Origin of the sequence: Leptolyngbya subtilissima AS-A7 (assembly GCF_039962255.1) — a bacterium.
Taxonomy (GTDB): Bacteria; Cyanobacteriota; Cyanobacteriia; order Phormidesmidales; family Phormidesmidaceae; genus Nodosilinea.
Genome location: NZ_JAMPKY010000006.1, coordinates 52,832 through 79,830, shown reverse-complemented (window position 1 = coordinate 79,830; position 26,999 = coordinate 52,832). Strand labels below are relative to the sequence as shown.

Annotated in this window: 25 protein-coding genes; 10 read left to right on the top strand and 15 right to left on the bottom strand. The window is 56.6% G+C overall.

All coding sequences use genetic code 11. The features are described 5' to 3' along the window. Window positions 1-3 precede the first annotated feature (3 nt). Window positions 4-981, top strand: a complete 978-nt coding sequence (locus NC979_RS14095) for an RluA family pseudouridine synthase (protein ID WP_431191066.1) — start codon at window positions 4-6, stop codon at window positions 979-981. 241 nt (window positions 982-1,222) lie between these two features. Continuing rightward, window positions 1,223-2,158: a hypothetical protein gene (locus NC979_RS14090; RefSeq protein WP_348253729.1), complete on the top strand. Its 936-nt coding sequence runs from the start codon at window positions 1,223-1,225 to the stop codon at window positions 2,156-2,158. Between the two features lie 34 nt (window positions 2,159-2,192). Here the strand turns inward: NC979_RS14090 and NC979_RS14085 are convergent, their stop codons facing one another. From NC979_RS14085 to NC979_RS14075, 3 genes are all read right to left on the bottom strand, one after another. Beyond that, window positions 2,193-2,705, bottom strand: a complete 513-nt coding sequence (locus NC979_RS14085) for a DUF2396 family protein (RefSeq protein ID WP_190514996.1) — start codon at window positions 2,703-2,705, stop codon at window positions 2,193-2,195. A 191-nt stretch (window positions 2,706-2,896) separates the two neighbouring features. Next, window positions 2,897-3,748, bottom strand: coding sequence for a hypothetical protein (locus tag NC979_RS14080; RefSeq protein WP_190514995.1), 852 nt, complete (start codon window positions 3,746-3,748; stop codon window positions 2,897-2,899). 175 nt (window positions 3,749-3,923) lie between these two features. Then, on the bottom strand, window positions 3,924-4,226 hold the full coding sequence (locus NC979_RS14075; RefSeq protein WP_190514994.1) for a hypothetical protein: 303 nt from the start codon (window positions 4,224-4,226) through the stop codon (window positions 3,924-3,926). A gap of 290 nt (window positions 4,227-4,516) precedes the next feature. Here NC979_RS14075 and thrC point away from each other — a divergent pair, with 290 nt between their 5' ends. Continuing rightward, on the top strand, window positions 4,517-5,629 hold the full coding sequence (gene thrC / locus NC979_RS14070; RefSeq protein WP_190514993.1) for a threonine synthase: 1,113 nt from the start codon (window positions 4,517-4,519) through the stop codon (window positions 5,627-5,629). A gap of 156 nt (window positions 5,630-5,785) precedes the next feature. On the opposite strand, the gene NC979_RS14065 is transcribed toward thrC, so the two are convergent. After that, a complete protein-coding gene (locus NC979_RS14065; protein WP_190514992.1) occupies window positions 5,786-6,739 on the bottom strand; it encodes a LysR family transcriptional regulator in 954 nt (317 codons plus the stop codon). Between the two features lie 401 nt (window positions 6,740-7,140). On the opposite strand from NC979_RS14065, the gene NC979_RS14060 reads away from it, so the two are divergent. Next, window positions 7,141-7,947, top strand: coding sequence for a DUF4114 domain-containing protein (locus NC979_RS14060; protein ID WP_190514991.1), 807 nt, complete (start codon window positions 7,141-7,143; stop codon window positions 7,945-7,947). A gap of 94 nt (window positions 7,948-8,041) precedes the next feature. Here NC979_RS14060 and NC979_RS14055 read toward each other — a convergent pair whose 3' ends face one another. Continuing rightward, window positions 8,042-8,854, bottom strand: a complete 813-nt coding sequence (locus NC979_RS14055) for a TIGR01548 family HAD-type hydrolase (protein WP_190514990.1) — start codon at window positions 8,852-8,854, stop codon at window positions 8,042-8,044. Between the two features lie 44 nt (window positions 8,855-8,898). On the opposite strand from NC979_RS14055, the gene NC979_RS14050 reads away from it, so the two are divergent. Further along, the gene (locus tag NC979_RS14050; protein ID WP_431191071.1) at window positions 8,899-9,240 is read left to right on the top strand and encodes a 30S ribosomal protein PSRP-3; all 342 of its coding nucleotides are present in this window, start codon (window positions 8,899-8,901) and stop codon (window positions 9,238-9,240) included. A gap of 164 nt (window positions 9,241-9,404) precedes the next feature. On the opposite strand, the gene atpC is transcribed toward NC979_RS14050, so the two are convergent. Beyond that, window positions 9,405-9,812, bottom strand: coding sequence for an ATP synthase F1 subunit epsilon (gene atpC / locus NC979_RS14045; protein ID WP_190514989.1), 408 nt, complete (start codon window positions 9,810-9,812; stop codon window positions 9,405-9,407). Window positions 9,813-9,883: 71 nt separating this feature from the next. Further along, on the bottom strand, window positions 9,884-11,338 hold the full coding sequence (gene atpD, locus NC979_RS14040) for a F0F1 ATP synthase subunit beta (protein ID WP_190514988.1): 1,455 nt from the start codon (window positions 11,336-11,338) through the stop codon (window positions 9,884-9,886). A 265-nt stretch (window positions 11,339-11,603) separates the two neighbouring features. Here atpD and ppk1 point away from each other — a divergent pair, with 265 nt between their 5' ends. Beyond that, window positions 11,604-13,763, top strand: a complete 2,160-nt coding sequence (gene ppk1, locus NC979_RS14035) for a polyphosphate kinase 1 (RefSeq protein ID WP_190514987.1) — start codon at window positions 11,604-11,606, stop codon at window positions 13,761-13,763. Window positions 13,764-13,966: 203 nt separating this feature from the next. Here ppk1 and NC979_RS14030 read toward each other — a convergent pair whose 3' ends face one another. Then, on the bottom strand, window positions 13,967-15,229 hold the full coding sequence (locus NC979_RS14030; protein WP_190514986.1) for a DEAD/DEAH box helicase: 1,263 nt from the start codon (window positions 15,227-15,229) through the stop codon (window positions 13,967-13,969). Between the two features lie 502 nt (window positions 15,230-15,731). Here NC979_RS14030 and NC979_RS14025 point away from each other — a divergent pair. After that, on the top strand, window positions 15,732-16,001 hold the full coding sequence (locus NC979_RS14025) for a hypothetical protein (RefSeq protein ID WP_190514985.1): 270 nt from the start codon (window positions 15,732-15,734) through the stop codon (window positions 15,999-16,001). A gap of 237 nt (window positions 16,002-16,238) precedes the next feature. Here the strand turns inward: NC979_RS14025 and NC979_RS14020 are convergent, their stop codons facing one another. Together NC979_RS14020 and NC979_RS14015 are read right to left on the bottom strand one after the other, a co-directional pair. After that, window positions 16,239-16,832, bottom strand: a complete 594-nt coding sequence (locus NC979_RS14020) for a hypothetical protein (protein ID WP_190514984.1) — start codon at window positions 16,830-16,832, stop codon at window positions 16,239-16,241. Between the two features lie 205 nt (window positions 16,833-17,037). Beyond that, window positions 17,038-18,522, bottom strand: a complete 1,485-nt coding sequence (locus NC979_RS14015; RefSeq protein WP_190514983.1) for a hypothetical protein — start codon at window positions 18,520-18,522, stop codon at window positions 17,038-17,040. Between the two features lie 133 nt (window positions 18,523-18,655). On the opposite strand from NC979_RS14015, the gene NC979_RS14010 reads away from it, so the two are divergent. The 3 genes from NC979_RS14010 to NC979_RS14000 all read left to right on the top strand — a co-directional run bounded on the left by NC979_RS14010 (window position 18,656) and on the right by NC979_RS14000 (window position 21,095). Next, on the top strand, window positions 18,656-19,564 hold the full coding sequence (locus tag NC979_RS14010; protein WP_190514982.1) for an alpha/beta fold hydrolase: 909 nt from the start codon (window positions 18,656-18,658) through the stop codon (window positions 19,562-19,564). A 212-nt stretch (window positions 19,565-19,776) separates the two neighbouring features. Then, complete coding sequence (locus tag NC979_RS14005; RefSeq protein ID WP_190514981.1) at window positions 19,777-20,220, top strand: BlaI/MecI/CopY family transcriptional regulator; 444 nt, start codon at window positions 19,777-19,779, stop codon at window positions 20,218-20,220. Next, complete coding sequence (locus tag NC979_RS14000) at window positions 20,220-21,095, top strand: M56 family metallopeptidase (RefSeq protein ID WP_190514980.1); 876 nt, start codon at window positions 20,220-20,222, stop codon at window positions 21,093-21,095. The genes NC979_RS14005 and NC979_RS14000 overlap by 1 nt, the downstream gene beginning before the upstream one ends. A gap of 2 nt (window positions 21,096-21,097) precedes the next feature. Here NC979_RS14000 and NC979_RS13995 read toward each other — a convergent pair whose 3' ends face one another. From NC979_RS13995 to NC979_RS13975, 5 genes are all read right to left on the bottom strand, one after another. Then, window positions 21,098-21,733 carry a hypothetical protein gene (locus NC979_RS13995; protein WP_348253723.1) on the bottom strand — a complete coding sequence of 212 codons (636 nt, stop codon included), beginning with the start codon at window positions 21,731-21,733 and terminating at the stop codon, window positions 21,098-21,100. Window positions 21,734-21,850: 117 nt separating this feature from the next. Next, window positions 21,851-23,023, bottom strand: a complete 1,173-nt coding sequence (gene moeB, locus NC979_RS13990) for a molybdopterin-synthase adenylyltransferase MoeB (RefSeq protein ID WP_190515610.1) — start codon at window positions 23,021-23,023, stop codon at window positions 21,851-21,853. 75 nt (window positions 23,024-23,098) lie between these two features. After that, window positions 23,099-23,617, bottom strand: a complete 519-nt coding sequence (locus tag NC979_RS13985) for a M67 family metallopeptidase (protein WP_190514978.1) — start codon at window positions 23,615-23,617, stop codon at window positions 23,099-23,101. A gap of 32 nt (window positions 23,618-23,649) precedes the next feature. After that, complete coding sequence (locus NC979_RS13980) at window positions 23,650-25,332, bottom strand: TolC family protein (protein ID WP_206755236.1); 1,683 nt, start codon at window positions 25,330-25,332, stop codon at window positions 23,650-23,652. Window positions 25,333-25,511: 179 nt separating this feature from the next. After that, window positions 25,512-26,963 carry a TIGR03279 family radical SAM protein gene (locus NC979_RS13975; RefSeq protein WP_190514976.1) on the bottom strand — a complete coding sequence of 484 codons (1,452 nt, stop codon included), beginning with the start codon at window positions 26,961-26,963 and terminating at the stop codon, window positions 25,512-25,514. Window positions 26,964-26,999: the final 36 nt, after the last annotated feature.

The window sequence follows — 26,999 nt, the reverse complement described above, 5'->3', positions numbered from 1 at the left end:
ATTATGATGGATTATAGAACTCCTACCGCGCTCAGACTCTCAGCCATCGCCGACCAAACCCTCGAACTCACCGTCACTGTCCCCGACCCCGAACGGCTCGATCGCTGGCTGACCGCCAACGTGGACGAACTTTCCCGCAATCGCGTTCAAAAGCTGATCGATTGTCAACATGTGCAGCTCAACGGGCAGCTCTGCACCAACAAGAAAGAGGCAGTGCAGGTGGGCGATCGCATTCACCTCACCATTCCTGAACCCAGCCCGCTGGAGCTAACTGCTGAGGCCATTCCCCTCGACATTCTTTACGAAGACGAGCATTTAATCATTCTCAATAAGCCCGCTGGACTAGTGGTGCATCCTGCCCCTGGCAACATGAGCGGCACCCTGGTCAACGCCGTACTGGCCCATTGCGGCGATCAGCTATTGGGCATTGGCGGCGTGCAGCGCCCCGGCATTGTGCACCGGCTAGACAAAAACACAACTGGGGCGATTGTGGTGGCCAAAACCGACTTGGCCCACAGCGACCTGCAAGCCCAGATGAAAGCCAAAACCGCCCGCCGCGAATACCTGGGCTTAGTCTACGGTGCGCCCAAAACCACCTCCGGCACCGTTGACGCGCCCCTGGGCCGCCATCCCATCGATCGCAAAAAGCATGCCGTCGTTCCCTTAGAGAAAGGTCGCACCGCCGTTACCCACTGGCAGGTGGAAGAACGCTTGGGCAACTTCTCGCTGCTGCGCTTTCGTCTAGAAACTGGGCGCACCCACCAGATTCGGGTTCACAGTACCCACATGGGCCATCCCATCGTTGGTGATCCCACCTACGGCACCGGGCGCGATGTGGGGGTGAAGCTGCCCGGTCAGGCGCTCCATGCCGAGCGACTAGAGCTGCGCCATCCGGTGACGGGGGAGACAGTAGTGGCGATAGCCCCCCTCCCCGAGCACTTTCTCAAGTTGTTGACCGTGCTCAGGAGCCGGTCGGTTTAACCAAACAATGGCCTGAGGCAGTGGGGTTGAGTGGATCGGCGCTAGCGGCAATTACAGAATGTTTTATGGGCGACCGTGTTACATCGGTCACAATGGAGTTAAGTGTTGATTAAGCGAGCCCGGCAAGCGGCTTACGATGGGCAGACTAAACCATAATCGAGTCGGTCTAGGGCATCCAAACGGCGATCGCAGCCGTACCGCTACCAAGTTCTGACATTTACCCTTCCAAGTTGTGATGGCTATGCGTCCTCTTCTGTCTCATCTGCCACGGCCCTTGGGCAATACTTCAGAACAAAACAGACTAGGCCGTTCAGACCGGTTGCTCACCTTTGCGATCGGGTTCTTAGCCACCACCTGGTTAGGAACGGCTACAGTCAACTCTCTTTGGGCTGCACCAGAACCGCTCTCCATTACCCAAGACCTTAGGGGCAAACAAGACGCTTCGACTCCTAGTCTGCCGCCCTTACCGACGCCTCTTCCCGACTCCATTATCCCAGACGCAACGGGCATCATTGGCCTTACCCCAGCCGCCAACGACGACATCGGGATTGGGCACCTGCGTCCCGTCAACCTGTCAACCGGTACTACGGAGGGCCTCTCGGGCGCTAGCTGGCTTCGAGATGTAGCCCTACCCATTTACCCCAGTCCAGACAGTGCCCACTGGGGATGGCTGATCAACGGCTGGCTTGTGCCCAACGGCGGGACCCCTCTAGCTATTGGCCGCGATGCTGCTTTCTCTATGGTGCAAACTGAGCAGCAGATCTACACCTTTCCAGTTTTAGAAATTCGCTCCGATGGTTGGTTTCGTTTTCAATACACTCCTGCCGGAGCCGCTTGGGCCCACATCTCTCACCTGGAGCTAGGTACCCTGCCTCTCACTGTTGAAACTTGGGAGTCATCTATGCAAGATGCCTCCCGGATTGAGTTCCGGCGACCGGGCCTGGCCCAACCTATGCGACTGGCACCCAGCGGTACCGCCCCGCTTCAAGCCCTGATAGGCTCTAACAGCATCATTCAACCCCTCGATCTCGAAGGCGACTGGCTGCGGGTGCGGGTTACTCAACCGGCCCAAGGGTGTACTGCACTGCCTGGCTCTAGCATCTCAGAGGGCTGGGTCCGCTGGCGCAGCGACGCCAAGATTCCTCTGGTTTGGTTTTCATCAACCGACTGCCAATAGAGACAAGAATTGTTTTGGTGGCCAGCTGTGTCGGTTAGTCGGGCAGGCGTTCTAACAATCTTTGCAAACGAATTTTGGCCATCACGTAGAGCGGAAATTGGTAATGCTCGGCGATCAACCAGCCCACCATGGCGCCGTGGGCCGCTAATGTACCGATCGCCCAAACCAGAGACCAGTTCACTCCCGTAGCCTCTAGGGGTGGGAACACGTAGCCCCCCAAGGCAACTAGACCGGCTGGGAGAATGACCAGGGCCAACCCTACTAGCCAGAGAATTAGAGTGAGGTCTCCCCGGCTTTGATAAAGCGGTTGCCAACGCCAACCCTGCCAGCGCCAGCCCATGGGCTGCACGCTGTCTACCACATGCACTGTTTGCTGGTCGAGGTTGACTTCAAAAATGTGGCGGCAGAAGCTACAGGCGTAGGTATCCATCAATGTCATTGATTGAATTTGCCCATGACGGCAGACTGGGCACTCGTAGGCGTCCCCTTCAAGCCCCAGCGATCGCGGTGCCCCTTTTTTACCAAAAGATGTCTGACTACCGCCCATAGGTAACTCCCCCAAGCCGACTGATTGACCGCTAGGGTGTCAAGCGCTACTAACTGATTGGACTAGCGCTATCGGCTCCTAGCCACCTGGCTAACCCCTTCTGTATATCAATCCTGAGTTGGGTGAGCCGCCTAACTTAAGCAAAACTTTGCTTTGCCAGCGTTACAGCTATGGTTGGGAGTGCCAAACCGCTAGAGAGCACTCACCATGGGAGCCCCAACAGTACGAGTGTAGTCCTTACCGTCATAGGTCAGCACTACCATGGGCTCTTGCCCAGACATATCCACTAACTTAAGTCTAATGCGGCCGCCGGCCAGCATGTCGCCTTGGGCAACGCGACGGCTGACGGTGCTACCAGGCTCAGTGATAATCACGCTAATGCCGCTGCCTACCTGAACTACGCCGCTCACCACCACCTGGTCGACCAGATTTTGAAAGGCCGGGCTGCCGGTGGGTGCAACAGCAAGGTCTGTGGGAGTAGGCGGCACGTTACCGGGTAGGAAGGGGGCCGGTAGGTTAGGCAGGGTCACAGATTGGGTCACTTGGGGCAGAGGGGGCAAACTCTGAGTTGCCGACACTGGCACCGTCGGTAGCGCCTGACCTCTGGCCGTAGCAGGTGCTGGCGTCAACACGGCTGCAGCGGGTCTGGAACGCGATACTTTAGGGCCTGGCAACACCACTGAGGCAAACGGATCAGAACGACCGGCCGCGATCGCTTCTACTCGAGCCTGAGGAGAGGTAGAGCGCAGCAGGCTTGGGTCGGCCAGCCTCAGCGGGGTCGATGCCGCATGGAAAGGTTTTGATTGAAAGGGAGTAGCCGCTTCCCCAGTAGCGGGGGGCAGAGCGCTATCGGCGGCTTGGTCGGAAACCGGAGCGACCTCGGTAACCTCATTGCTGCGGGAGTCGGCTGTGGTGAGTCTTATGGTAGCCCCAGCCGCGATCGCCAGCAGCAAGCCCCCTGCGATCGCAGAGTACAGCTTCCGGTTGGCTAGGCTTTTTAGCTTGGGCTCTCTAGCTTGCCTTGGCTTGGCAGAGTAGGTCATCGCAGCATCTCCCCACAAAATCCCCCTAACCATAGCGAATTTCTCAGAAAGTGGCGCATTTCCGTTAGGGATTGGGGGCAATTCGAGGAGCGTAAAGCCTACGGCATCCCAGAAACGGGAGCCGGCTCGGAACGAGCATCCCGGCGAAAATCGCAGGGCAACAGCGCCATTTGTGTTAGACGAGAGACTCTACAGCCCCGCTCGGGGTGCTCTGGCGCCGCTGGTGCTTAGCCTGCAGCTGCAATAGCAAAGCCTCGGCCTCGGCCTGCAAGTGGAGCAGCTCGACCTGTTGATTGGGGTGGTAGGGAGCCTGGCGCACTTCAATCCAGCAAATTTTATCGTTGGCAGCGGGGACTGTTTCAAGGGCAACTGGGGCTACAGCTCCTAGAGCTTCCTGGGGGGCTGCCGCTGGTTCTAGGTCTGCTCCATTGGATAGAGCTGTTGCCTGAACGTTAGCGCGGTCTACGGAGGCGTTCATGGGCGAAGTTGGGTAGAGAATTGTACTCAGTCAGAAAGTTAAGACATTTTAACCGTCCTGTCCAGCAACCAATCTTAAACCAGGCGATCGCAAACCGCAGCGTCGGCCTGGGGCAGTTCGTGAACTGGAAATCCTCCGCGGGGCACAAATCTCAGCTCCATTGGTGCTAAAAACACCGCTCTTGAGCGGTTGGGGTCAAGGCTCACGGTAAACTAGAAAACAAAGGCTGAGCCTTGGGCTAGGTCTCACTCCCTAGGTCTCTAGCCTTCTATCCCTATCGTCAACCTACCGTGACCCTAAGCGTAAACCCAGCCGCCACAGCCGTTTCCCGCTCTCTCACCGCCGGGCTCCAGCCCTGGCCAGGTTTGATTGAGGCCTATCGATCGTATTTACCTGTTTCCGATCAGACCCCGGTGGTTACCCTGTGCGAGGGCAACACGCCGCTGATTCCCATGCCAGTCCTAGCCCAACACATTGGTAAAGATGTAAAGGTGTGGGTCAAGTACGATGGCCTCAACCCCACTGGCAGCTTCAAGGATCGGGGCATGACCATGGCTATCTCCAAGGCCAAAGAGGCCGGGGCCGAAGCGGTAATTTGCGCCAGCACGGGCAACACCTCTGCCGCCGCTGCCGCTTACGCCCGCCGAGGCGGGATGCGTGCCTTTGTGCTGATTCCCGATGGCTATGTGGCGCTCGGCAAGCTGGCCCAGGCCTTGCTCTACGGAGCCGAAGTGCTAGCCATCAACGGCAACTTTGACGATGCGCTTACCATGGTGCAGGAGTTGGCGAAGGATTACCCCATTACCCTGGTCAACTCAGTCAATCCTTACCGCCTAGAGGGGCAGAAGACCGGGGCCTTTGAGATCATTGACGCCATGGGCGATGCCCCCCACTGGCTGTGTATTCCAGTGGGCAACGCGGGCAACATTACCGCTTATTGGATGGGATTTTGTGAGTACCATCAGCAGCGCAAGTGCAGTCGCCTACCCCGCATGATGGGCTTCCAAGCCGCCGGGGCCGCCCCCTTGGTGAATGGTCACGTGGTGCGCGACCCACAAACCCTCGCCACCGCTATTCGCATCGGTAACCCCGCTAGCTGGACCAAGGCCGAAGCGGTGCGCGATGCCAGCCAGGGTGAGTTTAACGCCGTTACCGATGCAGAAATTTTGGACGCCTACCGCCTACTAGCCCTAGAGGGGGTGTTTTGTGAACCCGCTAGCGCCGCTTCGGTAGCAGGGCTGCTGAAGGTCAAAGACCAGGTGCCCGCTGGTATCGATATTGTCTGTGTGTTGACCGGCAACGGCTTGAAAGACCCTGACACCGCGATCGCCCACAGCAACAACCAGGTCAAAGGGGGGCTGAATCCAGACCCTGATATCCTAGCCAAGGCCATGGGCTTTTAATGCCGGTTAATATTTGCTACCGTCCGAAATCGGTAGGTGTGCTGCTGTAGAAATATCTGGAGAATGTGAACCGCGTTCAACGTCCTTCCAGAGCAACAACGACCTGTTTGCCTCGGCCTAGCGCCGAGGCATTTTTTGTTTCAGTGGGATGTCGGATTATCGGCTTCCTGAGGCCAGATCAGAGGCAGACTGAGCCGCCTGGGACTGGAGCCAAACCGCCTTAAGCCGCTCCAAAAAGGCATACACTGGCGGTGGCAAGAGCGCATCCCGCAGCACAATCACCCCAATCACACGCTCTAGAGGCTGGGGCAACTCCGCTACCCGTAGCCCTGGGGGGATAGGCTCCGCTGCCAAAGATGCCATGATTGTGGCCCCCAACCCTCGCTCCACCATGCTGAGAATAGTCGAGTCTTCGCGGACGGCGTAGGCGGGCTGCAACTGCTGATCCCAGCTGTGCAACAGGCGATCGAGGTACTGGCGATCGCCATCGTCAGTTGGGGTCAAAATCAGTGGATAAGCCTCCAGGTCCTGCCAGGTGAAGGGTTGGGGAAGGGGAGCATGGGGTTGGGAGCTAGGCGGCAGGATGATGATGTAGCGATCGCGCAGTAGTTCCCACTGCTCAAACTCATCGCGGCTGGGCAAATAGGTAAACCCCACATCGGCCCTTCCCTGGCGCAGATCGCTTTCCACCATTTCATAGTGGGATTTTTCATCAATGGCAATGGCTACCCCAGGGTACTGCTGCCGAAACTGGCGGATCACCTCCGGTAAAATGTGGGTCGCCACGCTGCGAAAGGCCGCAATTCGCACTTCACCCGTTTGCAGCCCCCTCGCTTCGTTAGCTCGATTGCATAGGGTGTAGAGCAATCGCAACACCTGCCGGGCTTCCTCAGTGATTTGTTCACCCACTGGCGTCAGCACCGCCCCCTGGCGGCCTCGGCTGAGCAATGACACTCCCAGCTCCTCTTCCAGAGTGGCGATGGCGTGGCTTACCGCCGATTGGGAAAGCTCCATGTGCAGAGCGGCGTCACTAAACGAACCCCGATCGGCAATAGCCACGAGCGCTCGCAGTTGAGAGAGCTTTAGGCGATGGGGGTCAGCTTTAGCCATGGGGCTGTCCTACTCGACGTGGATAAGCTAGACACTAACCCTTGATTGCCGCTAAGCGAAAGAGACCCCCTGCAATTTCTGCGGTTCTCCAGTCTTCCTAGCCCATAACGTGTTTTAGCCACTGCCCCGGCGGTCTTAAACTGCCAGGGCAATGGCCTCAGTGTTTTTGGCAATTTTTATGACCTGATCCCACTCGAATTACTGAATCTTTATCTGACGTCCAGGGGATCTACTCAGGCTCTTCCCACAGTAGCCAGATAGATTAGACCCAAGCCGTGCAACTATCACTGGCCCTAGGGCAGCCTAACTCGCCACTGCGATGTAGTCTGCTTGCCCCCAGATCCTCCCTTAGGGGCAGGTGTTCTATGTAACCCATCCACCTTTTAGCCAGGTACCAGGAGATGTTCATCAACCGTCACCTTTTAGAAGCCGGACTCGCGGCGGCCGCAGTGTGTGTCAGCGTCATGGCCACAGCTCCGGCCCAGGCTCAGCTACCTGCTGCCGGCCTCACCCCCGATCAGTTTTCCACTGACCTCGGGTTTGACAACCTCAAGAGCCTCAACATTACCAAGCCCTCTACCAGCCTAGAGGAGCTCAAAAAACTCATCAATAACGAGGCCAACGCCCTATCTCAAGGCTTTCTGGCCCAGTATGAGCTCGATACCAGCAAGCTGTTTTGGAATGGGGTTGACCCGGTTGAGGTCTACTTCATCAACGAAGGCGCGGGCTACCGCAACCAGCTCTTCTACACCGCTACCGATGCCAACGGCGGCCTGACCGGCAGTGGCAAAATCTTCGATGACATTTCGTCTCGCGATAGCAAACTGAGCGAGAGCAATGGTCCCCTGGCCCTAGGCCAAGGTGCTAGCCTCGGGGCGTTCGTCGGTGCTACTCAGCTCGACTTTATGATTAAGTCGAACGGCAAAAACGGCGGCAACACGATGCTAGGCACCGACGCTGCGGCTAACCCCAACGGGCTACAGCACGTGGTTGCCTTCCAGCACCAAGACTGGATCATCCTGGGATTTGAGGATATTGTCGGCGGCGGCGATCGCGACTACAACGACGTGATCTTCGCAGTGCGCGGCATTCAGCATGGGGCACCTCCCGCTGAGGACGTTCCTGAGCCCTCTGCCCTGCTCGGCATCGCGGCCCTAGGTATCGGTGGGTTTACCACCCTGCGCCGCCGCAAGGCCACCGCCGCGTAGTTTGGCTGGCCCCGGTGAATAGAACCGCTGGGTTAGTTTTTGGCATACACCCTGATGGTAGTCGGGAGGTGAGACATCTCACCTCCCGTTTTCTTTAGCACTCCAGTGCATGAATAACGCTGGCCGTTAGCTCTGTGATGCTGCTAACCACTTCGTTAGCCCCAGCCTTTTTGAGGGCATCGCGGTAGGCATCGCGGTAGGAGGCGGCCCCCGCTACCACATGGGGCGGCAGAATCCCCACCCCTAGCCACTTCCGCTGGGCATAGTTGGCCTGGGCCTGCACAACGGTCTGCATATCGGCGACGGTATCGCCAGCGTAGATCACAGGCAGGTCAGCGGGGAGCCCGTGCAGCTCGGTCAGGTGCTCTGCCACGGCTAGCAGCCCGGTGGGGTCAGGCTTACCAGGGGCATCTTCCATAGCTATGAGCACCGGATTGCTCAGTCCCAGACGCCGCTCCAGCACAAAGCGAGCCGACCCCTGGGTAGCCCCGCTAAAAAATCCCCAGGGAATGCGATCGCGCGTCAGCCCATTAAAGTAAGCCGCATCCACCAGCAGCGGCTCCTGGGTAATGTAGCCGGTCCATTGGTTAGGATCTTCGAGGTTAGGCCCCCGGTAGCGCTGCTGAAAGAACTCGACAATCTGGTCGTAATCGAGAGCGATCGCATCTCGACCCTTGCCCCGACGCTCAAAATAGCGATAGACCAGCTCTTGGGAGCCTTCCCAGTCATTATTCCACTGTCCCTCGCCTTTCAATTCGTCAATATCCTCCGATGTAGGTCGATATTGACCACCGGTAAACTTTTCTACAGTATCGGCCAGGGCGCGGCGATAAGAATTGCTTACATCCCGCAGTACGCCGTCAATATCAAACACCGCGATCGCCCGAGGGGCAGCCAAAGAGGTCATAGAATGCAGACTTAGGGTAGAGAGCAGGGAAGCAAGGTGATAGAATTATAGACTGTAGTATTTTTGGAATTGCAGCGGAGGTTTACTTGTCCAGATTTGTCCTAAAAGTACTCTGGCTAGAAGGCGACGTTGCGCTGGCGGTTGATCAGGTGGTAGGCAAGGGCACTAGCCCGCTCACCTCTTATTTCTTCTGGCCCCGTAACGATGCCTGGGAACAAATGAAAACAGAGCTTGAGAGCAAGCCCTGGATCGAAGAGGAGGAGCGGGTTGAAATTCTCAACCAGGCTACCGAAATCATTAACTATTGGCAGGAAGAAGGTAAGGGCAAGCCCCTGACCGAGGCCCAGGATCGCTTTCCCGAAATTACCTTTACCGGTAGTTCGTGATGGTTTGATCAGCGTTCAGCTAGGAATCAAATTCTGGCTAGGAGCTTCGGTTTAGAATATCCCTCGCTGCTAAACCTCCACTGAAGTTATGAACTCATTCAAAAGCCCACCGGTTGAGCAACCGGTGGGCTTTTGAATGTGAATGAGTGATTGTTGCCAACGGGCTACTTGAGTCCGCCAGCTGCTTGAAGCTTAGCTCTGGCGCGCTTGAGGCCCTGACGAGCCTGCATCGTGGCCGACTTATCTTCTGAGTTAACCTCATTCAGACGAGCCTCAGCTTCCTGATAAGCGGTTTGGGCCTGGGCGAGATCGATGGCATCGCCCCGCTCGGCGCCGTTAACCAGAATAATCACTTCGTTGCTGTCAACTTCAGCAAAACCACCCATCAGCGCGATGGGCACCCACTCTTTATCAGCTCTCACCCGCATCACCCCGATGTCGAGGGCGGTGAGGAGGGGCGCATGGCCAGCTAAAATGCCCAGCTGACCAGTGGTGCTGGGCAGAATGACCTCTTCTGCCTCAGAGTCCCAGACGGTTTTGTCTGGGGCAATCACACGAACGGTTAATGCCATAGCAAGAATGCAATAGGGATTATGACAGGATGTTGGGGGCCAGAACTACGCCAAGCCCCCAACAGCAGAAGCTATTTCTCAGCCTTGATCTTTTCGGCAGCTTCGAGCACTTCTTCGATGCCGCCCTTGAGGTAGAAGCACTGCTCAGGAATATCATCTAGCTCGCCAGAGAGAATCTGGTTGAAGGCTTTGATGTTGTCTTCCAGAGAAACGTACTTACCAGGGGCACCGGTAAACACCTCAGCCACAAAGAAGGGCTGGGAAAGGAAGCGCTCGATCTTGCGGGCGCGGGCTACCACCAGACGGTCATCTTCAGAGAGTTCATCTAGACCAAGAATGGCGATGATGTCCTGAAGCTCTTTATAGCGCTGGAGGGTGGACTGCACGGCACGAGCGGTTCTGTAGTGCTCTTCGCCCACAACGCTGGGCTGCAGCATGGTGGAAGCAGAGTCGAGGGGATCCACAGCTGGGTAGATACCCTTAGAAGCCAAGGCCCGAGACAGCACGGTAGTGGCGTCTAGGTGGGCAAAGGTCGTTGCCGGAGCGGGGTCGGTGAGGTCGTCCGCTGGCACGTACACGGCCTGAATGGAGGTGATAGAGCCCTCTAGAGTAGAGGTAATCCGCTCTTGCAGGTCACCCATGTCGGTGCCCAGGGTGGGCTGGTAGCCTACAGCGGAGGGCATCCGGCCCAGCAGTGCAGATACTTCAGAACCAGCTTGCACAAACCGGAAGATGTTGTCGATGAACAGCAGCACGTCCTGCTTGTTGACGTCGCGGAAGTACTCGGCCATGGTCAGAGCCGATAGCGCTACACGCATACGTGCCCCGGGGGGCTCGTTCATCTGGCCGTAGACTAGGGCTACCTTAGACTTGCCCAGGTCGTCGGCGTTGATCACACCGGACTCGATGAATTCGTTGTAGAGGTCGTTGCCTTCGCGAGTGCGCTCGCCGACGCCGCCAAACACTGAAACACCACCGTGCTCTTTAGCGATGTTGTTGATCAGTTCTTGAATCAATACGGTTTTACCCACGCCCGCACCGCCAAACAGACCGACTTTGCCGCCGCGACGGTAGGGAGCCAGCAGGTCAATCACCTTGATGCCGGTTTCAAACACCGTGGGCTGAGTCTCTAGCTCGGTGAATTTAGGAGCAGAGCGGTGAATAGGGGAAGTGGTGTCAACATTGACAGGCCCTTTTTCGTCTACGGGCTCACCCAGCACGTTGAAAATTCGGCCCAGGGTAGCAGCGCCTACGGGCACGCTAATGGGAAGGCCAGTATCGACAACTTTCATGCCCCGCACTAGACCGTCGGTGGTGCTCATCGAAACGGCCCGCACCTGGGAATCGCCCAGGAGCTGCTGCACTTCGCAGGTAACGGCAACTTCGTTGCCAGCGGGGTTTGTGCCCTGAATTTTGAGAGCGTTGTAGATCTTTGGCATTTCACCAGCCGTAAACTTAATGTCTACAACTGGGCCAATAACTTGAGTAATGTAGCCAACGTTGGTTTGTTCTGCTGTGGTGACCATGCTTGCGCCTATTCCGTATGATCAGCTGTTTCGGTCGCTTTTAATTAACTGTTACATTCTAAAGCGCCATCATTCAGAGTATCACTAGAGCGTTACCGCCTACGACGATCGCACTGACTTTATCTGAACCTTGGGTTGGTTTGGTTAAGACACGACTGGGTTGCTACGAGGTTTCTATGGCTGGTGCAGCGCTGCGCCTTAACCAAACCATTAGGTTGCATCGCTAAAATGCCCTGACAACAATCTTGGGGGGGTAAGGAAAGCCATGGCTAAAGTGAAGGTGGCCGACCAGAGCGCTGATTTGAGTGCCCCGCAGTACTACATCAACCGCGAGATCAGCTGGCTGGGGTTTAATGAGCGGGTACTTCACGAGGCCCTTGACCCTCGCACTCCTCTGCTGGAGCGGCTAAAGCTTTTGGCGATCTACAGCGACAACTTGGACGAGTTTTTTATGGTGCGCATCTCAGGCGTGATGGAGCAGGCTGAGGCGGGTGTGCATCCTGAGACGCCGGACAAGGTAACGCCGGTCAAGCAGCTGGAGATTATGCGATCGCACCTGCTTGAAAAGATCGCGCTACAGAACCAAACCTTTGAGCACGAGCTGCGACCGGCTTTGACCAAGCACGGGGTTTATCTGCGAAACTATCACGACCTCACCCAGGAGCAGCTCTTTTTTCTGAAAGACTACTTTGAGAAGCGGATCTTTCCGGTGCTGACGCCGCTTAGCGTGGACCCGTCGCACCCATTTCCGCGCATGTCGAACCTGAGCTTGAACCTGGCGGTCAAGGTCACCGATCCTGAAACCGGGGTGGAGCGCTTTGCCCGCGTTAAAGTGCCCAGTAACCTGCCTCGGTTTGTGGGGATGCCTGAGCCGCTGTGCACCTATAAGGGCAAACCCTGCGTCTGGATTGGAGTGCCCCTGGAGCAGGTGATTGCCGAAAATTTGGGTTATCTGTTTCCGGGCATGACGATTGTCAGCCATCACCTATTTAGAATTACCCGTGATGCCGACTTTCCAGTGCTGGAGGATGAAGCCGATGACTTGCTGCTGGCGATCGCAAAAGAAATCAGCAAGCGGCGACTAGAGGGTTTTATCTGTCGGGTTGAGATCGAAAGCACTATGCCCGCTGATCTAAAAGAAGGATTAATGCGCGAGCTAGGGGTAGGCAGCGATCGCATCTATGAAATTGACGGCCTATTGAATCTGAGAGATCTATTCTTCTTTCTATCGCTGCCCTTGCCGGAGCTCAAAGATAAACCTTGGACGCCCCTAGTCCCCCCGCGGCTCAAGCCGGTGATGATGCTCGACGACGAGGGCAACCGAAACTATTCTGAACACCCGCCCAATTTCTTTGCCGCCTTACGAGATGGCGATATCTTGGTGCACCACCCCTACGAGTCGTTTCGAGCCTCGGTGCAGGAGTTTATCACCCAGGCGTCCGTCGACCCCAAGGTGCTGACCATCAAAATAACGCTCTATCGCACATCCGGTGACTCACCCATTATCAAAGCGCTAATCACAGCGGCAGAAAATCGTAAGCAGGTGGTGGCTCTGGTCGAACTCAAGGCTCGCTTCGATGAGGCCAACAATATAGAGTGGGCTAAAAAGCTGGAAGACGCCGGGGTGCACGTGGTCTACGGCATTGTGGGGCTTAAAACCCACACTAAAACTACCCTGGTAGTGCGCGAAGAGGGCGACAACATTCGCCGCTATGTGCATATTGGCACCGGCAACTACAACTCCAAAACTTCGAGGCTCTACACTGACCTCAGTTTGTTTAGCGGTCAGGAGGAGTTGGGGGCTGACCTCAGCGATTTGTTCAACTTTCTCACCGGCTACTCGCGCCAGAAGGCTTACCGCAAGCTGCTGGTGGCACCGCTGACGCTGCGCGATCGCATGGAAGACCTAATTCGCCGCGAGATCGATCATGCCCAGAGCGGCGGCCAGGGCAAAATCGTCGCCAAGATGAATTCCCTGGTTGATGGTCGCATTATTAGGCTGCTTTACGAAGCCTCCCAGGTAGGGGTGGAAATTGACTTAATTGTGCGCGGCACCTGCTGTTTGCGACCCGGTATGCCTGGCGTCAGCGAGAACATTCGCGTGATTAGCGTCATTGGTCGGTTTTTAGAGCACTCCCGCATTTTCTGCTTCCACAACAGTGGACAGCCCGAGTACTACATCGGCAGCGCCGATTGGATGACCCGTAACCTCGATCGCCGAGTGGAGGCGGTCGTACCGATTGAAGACCCGAAGTTAATCAAGGAGCTGCAAAACATTCTCGATATTTTACAGGCCGATAACCGCCAGGCCTGGGAGATGTCCTCTGACGGGACGTATACCCAGCGCCGCCCCCTCGATCAGGAGGAACGCGGCACCCACGCCACGCTTATGGCCTACGCCCTAAAGCGCGACAGCATAACATAGGAGTTTAAGTTCATTCCTCAATTCAACAACGCCCTATTGAGTTCGAACTTGGCTTGGGGAAAAGATGCGATCGCCCCGTGCGTCCTCTAATCTGCTTGTCATCAAAAATCCCCTCTGCTTTCTCAATGAAAAGGCAAAGGGGATCTTAGTCAGTGCGGTTTAGCTTGCCAGGAAAGGTTTGATTCGTCCCCAGGCAAGGTCAATTAGCCTCTGGCACCAGCACCAGCTCGGCGGGGCGCGCTAGGGCTGCTGCCACCACTGCGGCGACGGGGACGTTGGCGACGAGGGCTAGCCGGAGCCGCGGCAGCTTTAACCCTAGTCGTATCAGAGGAAAAGGACGGCTCGTAGCCAGCCACTATGTCTTGGGTGATTGTCTGCTTGAGCATGCGCTCAATGCTGATCAGCAGGGGTAGCTCATCATCACTAATGAGCGACACAGCACGACCCTCGTTGCCCGCCCGGCCGGTGCGGCCAATGCGGTGCACATAGTCTTCGGGCACATTGGGCATCTCAAAGTTGACCACGTAGGGCAGCTGATCGATGTCAATGCCGCGGGAGGCTACGTCGGTGGCCACCAGCACCCGCACTCGACCCTGTTTGAAATCTTTCAGGGCACGGGCGCGAGCCGCTTGAGTCTTGTTGCCGTGGATGGCGGCAGTTTTAAGGCCGTCTTTGGCCAGCTGCTCAGCTAGACGGTTGGCACCGTGCTTGGTGCGGGTAAACACCAACACCTGCTGCCAGTTGTGAAAGCCAATTATGTGGGACAGCAATTCCCGCTTGCGGTGGCGATCGACGGGATGGACAACCTGTTCGACCCGCTCGGCGGTGGTGTTGCGCTGAGCAACCTCGATCTGCACCGGCGACTTCAGCAACGTGTGAGCCAGCTGCTGAATGGGCTTAGAGAAGGTGGCCGAGAACATCAGCGTCTGGCGCTCGTCGGGCAGGCGACCCATGATTTTGCGAATGTCGTGGATGAAGCCCATATCGAGCATGCGATCGCACTCATCCAGCACCAAAATCTCCACTGCACTGAGGTCAATGGTGCCCTGGCTGACGTGGTCAAGTAGACGGCCCGGGGTGGCAATCAAAATATCGACGCCCTGGCGCAGCTGGCGAATTTGGCCGCCAAAGCTAACGCCGCCGTAGATCATGGCTGCTCTAAAGGGCAGGTGCTTACCGTAGGTCGTTACACTGTCGCCCACCTGAGCGGCCAGCTCACGGGTAGGAGTGAGAATCAGTGCGCGAGGCAGGCGTCGCCCTGTGCTCTTGTTTTCGGCTAACCGCTGCAACATAGGCAGAGTAAAGCCTGCGGTTTTGCCTGTACCCGTTTGGGCGCTGGCTAAAATGTCTTGCCCGTCTAAAATTGCAGGGATTGCCTTTAGCTGAATCGGCGTGGGTTCTGTGTAACCCTGATCGGCAACCGCGCGCAGTAGACCGGCCGCAAGACCGAGTTGCTCAAATGTCATTTAGTTTTTTGCTCCGAATGGTGCCCCTATCCCAAATCAAGTACCTGGGCCCAGTCATAAGAGCAGTGAATTTAATCAAAAGAACGGCTGCTAAGCAAATTCTGTTGGCCAGCGCAGACCGGATGGCTGGACGAAGCTACATCCTAGCAGATAAGTCGAAAGATTGACGCCAGGCAGGTAAACGCCCTACTCCGCCAGCTCTTGCAAAGCTCTGATGAGGCCACAAGCTCAGGGCCACCGCTAGCTTCAGAGCAGATTTCATCTTTAGAAAGAGTTATTGGCCTAATTCGACCCGAAAGCCGCCTTCGCCAATTTTAAAGTCTCCGTAAATTCACTGATGAGAAATACCGTTAGCTATTACTGTGAATACGCTGGGGATAGGTGTACCTCCATGCCTTGGGAATACGGCTTTAGCCATTTCCTAACTGGGTATTCAACGTCTTGATCGCTGCCTGAGTCGTCACCGCAGATGTATGTTGAACTCCCTGTCCCATAACCCACTATGCCTAAAACTTTTTTGTATGCTAGCGCCTCGTCAGAGCATGAGGCTACGTCTTCTTCGGGAGATGAGCAGCCCAAAGGGCCGGCTTCCGACCATCGCGACAAAGTTCGCATTCTTGTGATTGGCCGCCCCACAGCCGTAAATCGAGTGATTTCAGAAATGAGCCATGTGGGTTTCTCCGACTCAATCGAGTGGAGCAAACCTATTCCAACCGATCGCCAGCGGGAATCAATGCGGGTGCTGACTCGCTACGTATTCGCTGACTCTTAACGCTTAGATCAGCTCGGAGTCTATAGCTGTTCGCCCCTAGGGTTCTGGCTCTAGAACCTCATGGGCAACGGTCTCAATGAATTTCACTCCGCCATAGCTGCAGCCTTGAAATTCTCACCACAGCAAAAAGGAGAACCGTCATAGACAGTTCTCCTTAGCTTGTGCAAGTCGCAACTAATAGTGACTTCTCTTCGAATGCCTTGGGCTTGGCCGGTCAAGAGGCCAAGTTTAGTGCAGCTATTGGGGCTCAGTATCTTGGGTCGCCGGTTGATTGGACTCAGCTTCAGGCTGGGCTTGGCCTTCGGGAGCCGCGCTGGGAGCTTCGGGGGCTTCGCTAGGAGCCGGTGCGACAGGATTGTTCAGCTCAACGTTGATGTCGGGGGGCTGGACAGCGGGAGCGGGGGCGCTGGGCGCGGGGGCGGTAGGGACAGGCACAGCTTCTTGGGTGCGCTCGATAGTGCGCTCGATGATGGTGGTCTCGTTAGTTGGTTCTGGAGCTGGGGCTTCGGGTGCCGGGGCTTGAGGGACAGGAATTATTCTGCCGTCGTTGGCGTCACTGTAGACGTAGGCGACCGCACCAACTATAGCGGCTACAGCGGCTAGTACCATACCTAGAATGAGACCGGTAGAGATTCCGTTATCGGCCCGTAGCCTGGCGTTTTCTTCATAAATTCTGGCTTCCTCGGTCCGGCGGCGCTCCTGCTCTAGCTGCTCGGTCGACTTACCACTGACATAGCCATCGCGGTAGGCAACTTCGTCCGGCGTTGCTGGTCGAGCATTGATTGATGTGTCGAAATCTCGGTTACGAGGATTGGTATTGCGAGTAGCCATAATAGTATTGAACTCCAAGTTAATAGACGATTTAGATAGGTGTTCTTATCTGTAGATGCCCTTGTCAGCTGTGTCAAATGTAACAATGGCCACAGTGCATCTCCCTCTACCCAGGTGGAGAGGTAAGAGGAATAGATAGGCGCTCGGACCGTCTACCCTAGGGAAGATAGGCTCTGGGTAGATGAAGCGGGTTGCAAAGGCTATATCAGCGATCGCCTTTGAGGTTGCCCTGGGAAACGTTGTAGAGCTGGTAGCGCTCTTCGATTAGGCGATCGACATCCGCAGTTGCTAGGCGTTTGACGTAGTTGAGCTTAAATTCTTCGAGAAAATCTACGACTAGAGCTTCGATCTCTTCAACGTTCTCGTTCTCTTTGAGCTGAGCTCTGAAGGTTTCGCCGAGCTTTTGCACGAGGGCTTGGGTCAGATCGCCGCCAGATTTGTCTTCTAAAGCCCCCTTCATTGCATCGTAGAGGTTGGCCGAAAGCTGAGAAACAACCTGTTCGGTCAGTTGATCGGGGAGGTCGCCGATGCCGGGCAGCTGGCGAAACCCCTGGTAGCCGGGGGTGCGATCGAAGGCTTGGGTAACGGTGTGCTTGAGCAGGGCATCTACTTCGGGCTTGACCTGGGGCAGCACGTTGTAGACCGTGAGCGCAGCCAGCCGCTGGGAAATCACCTCTAATTCATTGACGTCACCGACATCGATGTAGCGCTGTGGCTTAGGGGCTAGTAGCGTTTTGGCCACGCTGCCATCGCGCACCAGCGACTGCATTTGGTCAATAATGCGCAGCACCACAATTTCGGTAATTTCGACGGCAACCTGGCTGATGACAAAGCGGCTAATGCGGCTTTGAATGGGCTCTAAGTTGATTAAGTTTGACTGGTTGATGCGAATGGTGACTGGAATCAGGCGCGCTAGGGCCAGCCAGGGCAATCGCAGGGCGCTGAAAGGAATGATCAGCAGAATGTCGTACCAGCGCCACAAAATCGCATCGCGCCAGGTGAAATTTTTGTAGCGGCGATCGAGGTAAACGCTACGAGCCAGTAGCTCTAAGCCAAACAGCAGGTTGAACCAGATGTCGATAAGCCAAAACTGGTTTACAAAGCCGCCGTGGACAGCAATGCGCCGAAAAAAGTTGGTTTCGACCAGAGGCTGCACTTCGCTTCTAAAGAAGGCCATCTCGTCAGAAAATCCAGCTTCGCTGAGGTGGTCGACGCTCCAAAACTCGGTCATGGATTCGGTGGCGGATTCTAACCCGATGCGATCGCGCATCTCGTTTTTAATCTGCTCCAGATTGCCCGAGCGATTGGCAATTTGAAATGGATTCTCCGAAATCATCGCTCTGCTCTGCTGCTGCAAATCGCTCAAGATCGACTGCGCTTGAGCTGAGGTCAGCCCGGTTTGGGATACCTGCTCCTCAAGGGCGTCAACCGTGTCGAGGTAGTTGGCCGTGAAGCGGTGGGGCTCAATGCCTTTGAAGGTTTCGCCATACCAGGTTGTCAAGCCCGGCAGCAATCGCAAGTACAGATCCCGCAGGGGAATGTAGCTCAAGTCGCCAATCACTAGCACTAGGTTGAGCAGAGCCATCGTCGCCATAATCCGCTCAAACCAGCGTCGCCTTAAACGACGGGCATCGTGTTTAGAAAATTCGCGGCCGTTAGTCGATCGGCGAGGGCGAGATAGGGCAGCCATGGCACCAGGCTTAACGCATTCCTCTGCAACAATGCCTGGTATTCGCCCGTTTGTCACCATTAGGGTTGGGGCGGCTCAGATTCGCTACCATCATAATTAATATATGTTTACAAGCTGATCCCCTGAAGCCACCATGACCGCTACCGTCTTTGCCCCTCAGCCCCTCAACAATCCCCCCAGCACCTACTGGACCTGGCGTGACCAGGCCATTCACTACGTGGTGGCCGGAGATGCCCATAGCGATCGCCCTCCCCTACTGCTGGTGCATGGTTTTGGTGCGTCTACCGACCACTGGCGCAAAAATATTCAGGGCCTACAGGCCGACTTTCAGGTGTGGGCGATCGACCTGCTGGGGTTTGGGCGATCGGCCAAGCCCGACTGGCAGTACAGCGGTGACCTGTGGCAGGCGCAGCTCCACGATTTCATCACTGAGGTGATCGGTCGTCCGGTAGTGCTGGCAGGCAATTCCCTCGGCGGCTATGCCTCCCTCTGTGTGGCAGCCAACCATCCTGAGTCAGCTGTTGGACTGGTGCTGTTGAATAGCGCTGGCCCATTTTCTTCCCCCGCTCAAACCCCTCCCCCAGCGCCAAACCCGATCGCAAAGCTGATTCAATCGCTCATGCTGCAGCCGCTGCCGAGCTGGGTGCTGTTTCAGTATGTGCGCCAGCCTGCCATCATTCGGCGCACCCTGGAGCAGGTCTATCTCGATAAATCGGTCATTACCGACCAACTAGTCGAAGACATTCGCCGCCCCGCCCTTGATCCCGGTGCCCCCAGAGTGTTCGCTTCGGTCTTCAAGTCGCGCCAGGGCGAGAACGTAGACGTGCTGCTGCAAAAAATGAGCTGCCCCCTGCTCATGCTCTGGGGCGAAGGCGACCCCTGGATGAACTGTCGCGTGAAGGGGGCGCAGTTCCGTCAGCACTACCCCAGACTGACAGAACACTACCTACAGGCCGGTCACTGCCCCCACGATGAGGTTCCCGACCAAGTCAATAGCCTACTGCGAGATTGGGTGTTAAAGACGGTAATTGAGAGAGCGTAAAGTTGTGCCTATCTCGCGTTTACCCTAGGGACAGGGCGAGAACTTGTCGCTTGATAAGCAGGATCAAGATGTAGTAGTGCAAATGAGGTTGGCCTTGGGATCAGGCGTAGTCGGAAGATAGCTGGTCGACTATTACAGAATACAAACCCGCGCTTTGGGCAGTGCCTCCCGCTTCCCCTAAACTGGGGCTTATCCTCCCCAACCATCCACCCATGTCTCCCCTTCCGCGCCATCGCCCCCGACATCTTTCCCTAGGCCCCCTAGAGGCTGAGATTCTGGCCATCGTTTGGGAAAAAAACGGAGCCACCGTCAAAGATATTCACGACCACATTCTGTCCGACCCCGATCGCGACCTGACCCAGGCTTCGGTGACGACGGTGCTTCAACGCTTAGCTAAGAAAGGCTGGCTGCGGCGCGAGGCCGTGCAGCCAGAAAAACCCCGTCGTGCTTTCCGTTGGCAGCCTATAGTTTCGCAGCAAGAGGCTGAACTGCTGACTGCTCACCAGCAACTCCAAAGCTTTTTGGCGGTGGGTAGCCCCGATCTAGTGGCCGCCTTTGCCGATAGCCTAGATGTCGCTGAGCTGGACAAGATAGATGCGATCGCCGCCCGTCTACGCGCCCTGCGCCATACCCAGACCCAAGGGGAGGATGCGTAATGCACAGCAGTCTACTGGTGCTCACGATTGTGGTGGCCGCAGTTTGGCGGTGGCGATGGCGACAGTGCGATGGCCCTTGGCTAGTCCGCTGGGAGTCTGCCCTCAGCGCCTTTTGCCTGCCGCCACTGATGATTATGCTGGCCGCGGCGGCGGTGCTTTCCATGGGCCACCACGGCACCATGATGGGTCAGGTGGTCAGCCCAGTAGGGTGCTGGGTTAGCCTTGGGATATTGTCCTTTGCCACTGGCATCCTAGCCTACTCGCTAGGTCGAGCGACGCATACCGCCTGGGGGCTGCGCCAGTACGCCATGGTCTCGCTTCCCCAAGGAGAGCAGGCCCGCTGTTTGCCCATCGACCTACCGCTGGCAGCTCAGGTCGGGCTGTGGCGATCGTCATTGCTGGTTAGTCGGGGTTGGCTAGAGCAGCTGACGGCGATCGAACAGCAGGCCATGTTAGCCCACGAACAGGCCCACGCTGATCATCGTGACCCGTTCTGGTTTTTCTGGTTAGGTGTTGTGCGGCGCTTCACCGGCTGGCTACCCAACACCGAAGCGCTGTGGGAAGAACTGCTGCTGCTGCGAGAGCTGCGTGCCGATCGCCAGGCTGCCAACACCAGTGATCCCCTTGTGTTGGCAGAGCTGCTAGTAAAATTTGCTCGACAGATGGCCCTGGTCACCTATTCACAGTCTTCAGAGCACTGGCTTGAGACCGGAGTGGGCTTCAATCAGGCTTTGTCGCTCACTCGCCTGGAGCAGCGCGTCAACGCTCTGGTAACCCCAGACCCCGTGGCCAAAGTTTCTGAACAACGTCAGGTCAAATTGGCTTGGCTGATGGTTGCGATGCTGCCCTTGGTGGTCACTTGGCTGCACACGTAAGCTCATTCCCCGTAGGGAGCCAGCTGAGTTTGTAAAGTGGGCAGGTCTTCTTTAACGAAAACGGCCATGCGGCCTAAATAGGCGGTGCCGGCGCGATCGTAGGCAATTTCCTGCCAGTAGGCAAAGCGCTCTCCCTGCCGCACTTCACCCCGCAGTACCAGGTTGGGGTTGTCAGTAAGATTGGTCCTGCTGCCTCGAGCCGGGTAGCGTAGCAGCACCGTTGCTTGGCGATAATCGTTGAAAATCTCCTGCCCGTAGATAGCCCGCAACGACTCATCGAGCCGGTCAACGGTAATAGGGTTGGCGTGGTCGGACAAACTAAAGCGCTCAGAGCGAATCTGGCGAGGGTCTTGATTGGGCGATACGCCACTGATCGGAAACACAGACGCCTGGAAGGTGAACCGCTGCCCAGGGGCAACCAGGCGATTGATCGCTAAGCGATCGCTGGGGGTAGGCTTGAGGGTAGGGTTGTTGCGAATCCACGACTCGGTTAGGTTCACCGTTTGCCCTGGCAGTGCCCAGCCGGGATGGGCGGTGAGGACGAGGGCAGCGAGAGCTAGAGATCCGCTCTTTATGGCGATCGCCGAAGACCCCATTTTCGGAGCGATCGCACCCCCAAGACTACGTTTAAACCGCATCATCTATCCTGCCTCCCAAGGAACCCGTTCCCGATGATAACAACTCTGGAATAGAACGAATCAACAGAAATGCCCCGGAGAAAAATTCCCCCGGGGCATTTGGCTAACGTGAGCAGCTTAGTATTCGGGAACTGAGGCGTCTACCTCTTTGCTCCAGGCGGTGATGCCGCCTTTCACATTGGTGCCCTCAATGCCGTGCTGCTTGAGAAGGCCTAGAGCTTTGGCCGATCGTCCGCCCATTTTGCAGTGCACAATCAGGCGATGGCCGTTGACTAGGCTCTTGACCTTATCAACCCCGTCGCCGTTCTCGATATCGGGCAGAGGCACCAGCACCGAGCCAGGGATGCGGGCAATTTCGTACTCGTTGGGGTTGCGCACGTCGAGCAGCACTACGTCGTCGGCCCCGCTGTCGAGCACCTGCTTCAGCTCAGTAACGGTCATTTCGGAGATTTCAGCCAACTCTTTCTCTGCCTCCATACGCGCTTGAGGAATGCCGCAGAACTCTTCGTAGTCGATCAACTTGTCGATCACTGGGCGGACGGGATTGGGCCGTAGCTTCAGCTCTCTAAAGGTCATCTCGAGGGCATTGTAGAGCAGCAGGCGGCCGCTGAGCGTTCTGCCCGTGCCCAAAATCACCTTAATGGTTTCGTTGGCCTGAATGACGCCAATGATGCCGGGCAGTACGCCCAGCACGCCACCCTCCGCACAGGAGGGCACCAGCCCCGGCGGCGGCGGTTCGGGGTAGAGGTCGCGATAGTTGGGACCATCCTGGTAGTTAAAGACTGTGGCCTGGCCCTCAAAGCGAAAGATGGAGCCGTAGACGTTGGGCTTGCCCAGCAGCACGCAGGCGTCGTTGACTAGGTAGCGGGTGGGAAAGTTGTCGGTGCCGTCAACTACCACGTCGTAGGGTTCAAAGATGCCCAGGGCATTCTCGGCGCTGAGACGGGTTTCGTAGAGGTCAACCTGGCAGTGAGGGTTGATTTCAAGAATGCGGCTTTTGGCCGACTCAATTTTGGGTTTGCCCACCCACGACTCGCTGTGGATCACCTGGCGGTGGAGGTTCGACTGATCGACGGTGTCAAAGTCGACAATGCCGATGCGGCCAATGCCAGCGGCGGCCAGATACAGCAGCAGGGGTGAACCTAATCCTCCGGTGCCCACGCAGAGCACACTAGCGGCCTTGAGCTTCTTCTGCCCATCGAGACCCACCTCCGGCAGAATGATGTGGCGGGAGTAGCGCTCGTACTCCTCTTTGGTGAGCTGAATGTCGTCCAGGTTTGGGTTGAGCATGGCCTCGGCAGAGAAACTGTGGCGGTAAAAACAAAAAACGGTCTGGGGCACGACCGTTTTTTACATCATTTAAGCTTAGGACAAGAATGAAGCTTTGTTGGCAGATGATCCAATCATTTTCACAGGCTCGGGCTCGAACTGGTTTTGGTCATTGAGCTGCCAGCTTTTGAAGTCGGCAACTTGCCCTGCCATCACCGAAACAATGATGTAGGAATAGACGGGCCAGGCAAGGGTGCGATCGCACTCCGACGGCACCGCTACATGGTCGGGGTGAGAGTGAAACACGCCAATAATCTCTAACCCTCGTTCCCGTGTCGATCGCTGTACGGCCAACATATCAGCGGGGTCGATCCAGTAGCGATCGCGCAGACTGTGGGCCCCATCGCCTGTGGGGTCGGTATAGTCCAGCAGCGACGGATCCCAGGCATTGTTTAAGGTGACAACCTCAACCACAGTGCGAGCGACCTCGCCGGGCGACTCTTCCCCAGACCTACGCCGGCCCACTAGCAGCCCACAGCATTCCTTGGGGTAGCCAGCGACAGCCGCCTCAACTATGGCTTGATAGCAGTCGGCATCAAGGTAAAGATCAGCCATAGCAAAAGATCATCGCCAGCATCACCCAGTACCTACTCTTGAACAGTTTCTGGAGTATCGTCGGCCGGGGTGTCTAGATTGCTTACGGCTCGTTCTAGACGGGCTAAAGCGCGGTTGTATTCGAGCACTGCGGTCACCAAGTTGCCCTGGGCTTCAGTCAAATCTCGAATGGCATTGATTACCTCTAGCTGCGTGCCCACCCCAGCATTGAACCGCAGATTGGCCAGCTCTAGCGCTTCCTCAGCCTGGTTGACGGCTACCGAAGCCGTATCAATATTTGACTGGTTAGACACCAGGGTGTAGTAGGCCTCTTCCACCTGCACCCGAATGTCGTTGCGGGCGCTCTCAAACTCCGACTCATCGGTTTCAATGTCGATTTCGCTCTGGTCGGCGCTGGCTCGAGCAGCCCCGCCATCAAATAGCCGCCAGTTGAACTGTGCTCCTAAGGAAAATCCGTCGTCGATGCTAGATGATGCCCCCGACGATGAGCTCAGCAAGCTCTGGACTCCGTACTGGGCAAATACCCCTAGATTAGGGCGAACCGCTGCCAGGCTAGCCTGACGCTGAGCATCGTTGAACTCTCGCTCGACTAAGAATTGCTCTAGCTCTGATCGGTTTTGGAAGGCCAGCACAATGCTTTCCTCTAGTGAGAGCGGCCAGGCTCCGGCAATGTTGACGGCCAGGGTCGTTAGATCGACCGAGGGCTGAATGTTGAGCCGTCGGGCCAGCTGTCGCTGGGAAATCTGTCGCTGGCTGATGGCCTGGGTGAGGGTTTGGCGCGCGTTGGCCACCTGCACCTCCGCCTGCAAAACGTCAAATCGAGTGCCTACACCGACTTCTTCCCGCAGCTGGGTATCGCGCAGATTACGCTCGGCAGCCTCTAAAAAGGCTTGGTTGATGCGAATTTGCTCGATCGCCTCCTGCACCGCGTAATAATCAGTGGTGGTATTGAGCCGCAAATCTTCACGGGTTTGTTCCACCTGAAGCTCAGAGACTCGCACCTGACGTTCTGCCGCTCGAATGCGGGCCGATCGCTCCCCCGACAGGCCCAGGTCATAGTCGGTTCTGAGGGTGCTGCCAGCGGTGGTGCTAGTAGAGTCAAAGGTTCCCCCCGAGCCCGATGACGACTGGTTAGCGGTTTGCACGTTGGCTCCCAAATCTACCGTCGGCAGCCGCGCTGCTTGCTGAACTCTCAAACCTGCCTGGTTGCGCTCCAGCCGCAGCTGCGCCACCCGCAGTTCTTCGCTGTTGCGGTAGGCCAGTTCCAGGGCCGTTTCCAATGACAACGGCTGGGTACCCAAGATTTCTACCTCCTCGGGCTGAGTCGGCACCAGCAGAGGATTGGCGTTGGGAGTTAGGTAGTCGGGCGGGGTCTCAAAACCCTGCTCTGTGGGGCGATCGGACTGGGGTATCAAAGGGCCAGTCTGCACTGTGGAAGAGGGCGTAGTATTTTCGTCAGCATCCAAAGGCACGGCCTCTTCGCCGGGTTCCAGTCCTGGTGCACCTGCCTCGGGGGCAGGCACATCTTCTTCAATAGCGGCTGGGGATGCCTCTAGGGCTTCGGTTTCGGCCTGGGTAATGCTTATTCCCGGGCTCTCGTCGGCTAGGGGACGAGGCTCAGAGTTAGCTAACCCCGCAGCGGACCAGCTAGATAGGGTAATGCCTAGGCTTAGCGGTATGAGGCAACGGCAATAAGAGTAAAGCATAGACACCATGGGCTATCACTACCTAAATTGAGTCACCAACGGGAAAAACGAAAATTTCTGCCACAGTTTTTTAGCATATCGGCATTAACCAAAGTTAGACCCGCCGAAGCCCGATCTATCCTCTCGTGGGAGAAGATCAGCCACAAATTTTCAGTCACCAGCTTAGCAAACTAAACGGTTTAGTACAATCACGACGGTGTCCAATAGCCAACGGCGGGTTGCAAATCAGCGAAGCTGTGGGCGGGTAGCTCGCCGCAGCAGGCCTGCACCAAAGCGTCGGTGTCGTCTACAGGAATGACTGGGCAACCAAGGCGCTGGCTGATTTCGGCAACGCTGAGGTCGTCTAAAAACAGAGTGTCTCTGGCTTGGCCTGAATCGCTGGGCTTCAGCATGACCGTCGGCAGCAGTAGGGCATCGCCTAGGGGGCGATGGTTGGAAGCCTCATCCCAGCGCAGTAGCTGGTCAGGCGAATCCTGCAGTCCCAGCAGCAGATCGTGGCCGGTCAGCAGGCCTGTTACTGTCATCTCGCGTCCCCAGTAGTCGCTGGCTAGGGCGGCTAGGCGAACCGTCAAACCTTGGACGGTGTTGAGGCGATCGACGATGGGTTGAAAGGCATGCTCCACCGCATTGCCCACTACCCAAGTCAAAGTACGCGGTGGGCTGACGGCCTCTGGCAAGTAGTCCTCAGCTGACTGCTGAAAATCTTTGAGAAACTGACGAATCGACCCTACCCCGTTGCCCAGTTGGGGATAGTCCTCATAGTGGCTCTCCTCGGGCACCTCTTGCTGGGCAATTAAAAACCACTCGTCAGCCAGCCAGACAAAATTTGTGCCAAACCGCCGCTGGCAATCCTGCTGGAAGGCTTGCACCTGAGCAATCACCTGCTGGGCCTGGGCCTGAGTTACCGGAGTCAGCTCATCGTCGGCAGGGCGAAACCGGGTGAGACCCACGGGTACTACGGCTGTCGAAGCTACCGCAGGCACTTCACCCTCGTGAAACTGGGCTAAATCTCGTAGGGTGGTGTCCAAGTGGTCACCATCGTTGATGCCGGGACAGACCACCACCTGAGCATGAATCTGCAATCGCTGGTCGCGGAACCAGGCCAGCTGATCGAGAATTTGACCAGCTCGGGAATTTTTGAGCAGGCGCGATCGCACCTCCGCTTCTGTAGCATGCACCGACACATACAGGGGCGATAGCCTCATCTGGGCAATGCGATCCCACTCCTGGGGCAGCAGGTTAGTGAGGGTCAAGTAGCTGCCGTAGAGAAAGCTGAGGCGGTAGTCGTCATCTTTGAGGTAAAGCGTGCCGCGCTTGCCGGGGGGCTGCTGATCGATGAAGCAAAAGGGGCAGGCGTTGTTGCACTGCATCAGCCCGTCAAAGAGGGCTGTGTCAAACTCTAGGCCCAGATCGTCATCGATCTCTTTTTCGATGTCAACGTGGTGAGTCTTGCCCCGAGTATCTAGCACCTCCAAGGTGAGGTCTTCGTCAGCGCAGAGAAAGCGATAGTCGATCAAGTCGCGAGGTTTCTGGCCATTGATGGCTACTAGGGCATCGCCGGGCTCAAAACCAATCTCGTCTGCAATAGAATCGGGCATCACCCGGGTGATGCGAGCAGGGCGAATAGCCGAGGCAGCCATAGCTGAGGAAAGCCTTGGAGAAGCAAAATGTGCTTT